The sequence below is a fragment of the Trebonia sp. genome (assembly GCF_049794275.1).
Lineage (GTDB): Bacteria > Actinomycetota > Actinomycetes > Streptosporangiales > Streptosporangiaceae > Trebonia.
The window spans coordinates 1-3325 of record NZ_JBARCR010000531.1 but is presented as its reverse complement, the minus strand read 5'-3'; the positions used below and the strand labels follow the sequence as shown (position 1 = coordinate 3325).

The following is a 3325-nucleotide window of genomic DNA, read 5'->3' as shown; positions in this document are numbered from 1 at the left end:
CGCACGCTCCGCTCCGCGCCCCCGCCGCCGCGACGCGCTAACGCGCGCTGCGGCGCTCCCGGTCACCAGCCCAGGCCGGCCCATCCGCCGTCACGATGGCCGGCATTCGCCACATAGGGCGAGATCTGTCCACTTTATGTCCCTTTTGTCCTAGTTCAGCGGTACATTTCTCGCCCTATGTGCGTGCGACACATCGCTGCGGGCGTCGAATGCGCCCCGGCTGACCTGCATCAGGCGCTCTAGGGCTTGGTGAGGTGGAAGACGTCGATCGGGCGCTCGGACCACTGGTCCCACGGGTCGTCCGCGACTATCTGGAAAATCCGCCCCGCGGACGCCCGGAAGGCTTCCTCTGACTCCCACATGGCCAGACCGACGAGTCGGTTGCTGTTCTCGTCGCGCCAGGCGCCTATTTGAATGAGGCCGGGGGCACCCTCGGCGGCCTTGTCGACGCGGTGCATGGAGGCGAGCGCATCGTCGACGTACTCGGGCCTCGGGTAGTGGATGGCCAGGTGGACGAACAACCGGGTTACCCGCTCACGGCGCGGCGTGGACCTTGCGGGCTGTCGGAGCTAGGCGGGAGACGGCCGGTGCGGCCGGGCGGGCGAGCGGCAGCTTGATGCGGAACTGACAGCCCGGGCCGGTGTTGCGGACGCTGATCTGGCCGGAGTGGGCCTCGACGATGCCGCGCGCGATCGACAGCCCGAGCCCCGCGCCGCCGGTCGGGTCCGGCGTGCGCGCGCTCTCGCCGCGGAACGCGATGTCGAACACCCGCGGCAGGTCCTCAGGCGGAATGCCGCCGCATTCGTCGCCGACGCTCACGCACGCCATCCCGGCCTGGATCTCGCCGAGCACCTCGATCGTCCCGTCGAGGGGCGTGTGCCTGATCGCGTTGGTCACCAGGTTCCTGATGGCGCGCCCCATCTCCGCGGTGTCGATGAGGACAGGCATGCCACGGACGGCGGACCCGGTGAGCCGGATTCCCTTCGCCCTGGCCACCGGGTCGGCGCTCGCGACCACCTCGGCGATGAGGTCCTCGAGAGCGACCAGCCGCGGTGACAGGCGCAGCGTGCCCGCGTGGATCTTGGACAACTCGAAGAGGTCGTCGATCATCGCGGACAGCCGGTCGGTCTCACGGCGGATCTGGGAGTGGTAGTGACCGACCTCCCGCGGGTCGGTCACCACCTGGTCTTCGAGCGCCTCGGCCATCGCTCGCAGCCCGGCCAGCGGGGTGCGCAGGTCATGGCTGACCCAGGCGACGAGCTCGCGACGGCTGGCCTCGAGGGCCTGCTCACGGGCTCGTGCCTGGCCGAGCTTGTCGTGGGCCTCGGCCAGTCCTTTGGACAGCCCGGCCAGTTCGGCGGGCAGCTGGACGGGCGGCGGCGTGTAGATGCCGCTGTCGCCCACTTCCCGTACCGCGCCGAGCAGCTTCCTGCTCGCCTTGGTGAGCCTTCGGCCGATGACCAGCGCGACCGCGAGGCCCGCCAGGCCCGCGATGCCCATCAGCTCGAGCATTACCTTGCGGTCGCCGACAGAGAGCATCAGGAAGGCGATATCCCCGATCGAAAGCAGCAAGGCGACGACGGTCACCAGCGAGACCATCGCGATCTGGATGCCGACGGAGCGCTGGGCGAGCAGCCGCAGCACGATCAGCCCGATGATGGCACTGATGACGGCGGCACCGACCGCTCCCTCCGTCACGTGAAGCAAATCGGTGGACGCGACCCCCGACATGACATCCGCGAGCGGCGCTGTCATGCCGGCTCCGGCTCGTACCGGTACCCGACGCCCCAGACGGTGACGATCCGCTTGGGCAGCGTCGGGTCGGCCTCGAGCTTCTCGCGCAGCCGCCGCACGTGCACGGTCACCGTGGACGTGTCACCGAACGTCCAGCTCCACACCTCGTTGAGCAGCTGCTCCCTGGTGAACGCCTTCCTCGGGTTGCGCATCAGGAAGACCAGCAGGTCGTATTCGCGCGACGTGAGCTGGATGAGCCTGCCAGCCGCCCGCACCTCGTGCGCCGCCAGGTTGACTGTCAGCTCGCGGTCGGTGATGACTCCCTGGTCCGGCTTGTCCGGCAGGCCGCTGCCACGGGCGCGGCGCAGCACCGATCGCACCCGCATCGCCAGCTCGCGCGGGCTGAACGGCTTGGTCACATAGTCGTCGGCGCCGATCTCGAAGCCGGCCAGGCGGTCGGTCTCGTCACCGAGCGCGGTCAGCATGACCACCGGGATCGGCCACCGCTCGCGAAGTCGCCTGCAGACCTCGAGGCCGTCGATCCCCGGCAGCATCAGGTCGAGCACCACCAGGTCCGGGGGCTGATCCGCGATGCGCCGCAGCGCCTCGTAGCCATCGTGCACGCATTCCACGGTGTGCCCGTCGCGGACCAGGTAACGGCCAACGACATCAGCGACAGTGGCGTCGTCGTCGACGACGACGATCCGGCCAGGCGGGTCCGGGTTGTTAGCCATGGCGCTCCCAGCCGTTTGACGGCACGACAAATCCAGGGTTGGTCACGGTTACAAGGTAAGTCGATGCGCAACGGCGCGACCACGAAACAGAACGAATTCGTCACCACTCCGTAAGGTCCATGACGATTCAGTGAGGCCGCCCCGATCCGGGCAGCAGCGGGTGTCCGCCGGGTGAACACTGGTCTGCGTCCGGCTGCCTGCCTGGGAGGAGACCCGCGTGATCGGCGAACTTTACGAAACTGCCCTCGCCGGGCGCGCACGGCCGGAAATAGAGCATGCCGACGGCACTACGTCGCCGCTCCAGGTGGACCACTGGCTGCATGCGCGGCCGGGCGACGTCTCCATCGTGGATCGCTGCAACGGCCCGACGCTTGACGTCGGGTCAGGTCCTGGACGCCTGACGGTCGCGCTGGCCGAGCGCGGCATCCCCGCCCTCGGCATCGACGTCACGCCCTACGCCGTGAGCATCTCCCGGTCGGCGGGCGCGCTTACCCTGCTGCGCGACGTCTTCGGCTACGTGCCGGGGACCGGCCGGTGGATGAACGTTCTGCTGGCCGACGGGAACATCGGGATCGGCGGGGACCCGATCGTCTTGCTGCGCCGGGTGCGCGAGCTGCTGACGCCGCTCGGGCAGGCACTGGTCGAGGTCCAGCCGCCAGGGATCGCCCAGCGCAGCGAGCAGGTCAGGCTCCGGCATGGCGGCCAGATCAGCGCCTGGTTTCCCTGGGCGTACGTGGGCGCGGACCAGATCGCCGAAATAGCCGTCGAGGCCGGCCTATCCGCGGCCGAAACATGGTCCGCCGACGGCCGCTGGTTCAGCGTGCTGCGGCCGCTCAGAGACTGACAGGTGCACAGAC

4 protein-coding genes are annotated in these 3325 nt (G+C 69.2%); 1 reads left to right on the top strand and 3 read right to left on the bottom strand.

The genetic code is table 11. The features are described from left to right. Positions 1-239: 239 nt before the first annotated feature. From WA805_RS14655 to WA805_RS14645, 3 genes are read right to left on the bottom strand one after another with little or no spacing between them, the layout of a single operon-like run. The gene (locus WA805_RS14655; protein ID WP_422276587.1) at positions 240-521 is read right to left on the bottom strand and encodes an antibiotic biosynthesis monooxygenase family protein; all 282 of its coding nucleotides are present in this window, start codon (positions 519-521) and stop codon (positions 240-242) included. Between the two features lie 13 nt (positions 522-534). Next, entirely contained in the window at positions 535-1755 is a 1221-nt protein-coding gene (locus tag WA805_RS14650) for a sensor histidine kinase (protein ID WP_422276589.1), read from the bottom strand. Beyond that, complete coding sequence (locus WA805_RS14645; RefSeq protein ID WP_422288156.1) at positions 1752-2468, bottom strand: response regulator transcription factor; 717 nt, start codon at positions 2466-2468, stop codon at positions 1752-1754. Before WA805_RS14645 ends, WA805_RS14650 begins: the two co-directional genes overlap by 4 nt. Positions 2469-2685: 217 nt before the next feature. Between WA805_RS14645 and WA805_RS14640 the strand changes: the two genes are divergently transcribed. Then, positions 2686-3312 (top strand): class I SAM-dependent methyltransferase, encoded by a 627-nt coding sequence (locus WA805_RS14640; protein ID WP_422337944.1) that lies wholly within the window; start codon positions 2686-2688, stop codon positions 3310-3312. Positions 3313-3325 lie beyond the last annotated feature (13 nt).

Excerpts from the sequence above, each read along its gene's own strand:
- WA805_RS14650 (WP_422276589.1), bottom strand. The coding sequence starts at position 1,755 with ATGACAGCGCCGCTCGCGGATGTCATGTCGGGGGTCGCGTCCACCGAT.
- WA805_RS14645 (WP_422288156.1), bottom strand. The coding sequence starts at position 2,468 with ATGGCTAACAACCCGGACCCGCCTGGCCGGATCGTCGTCGTCGACGAC.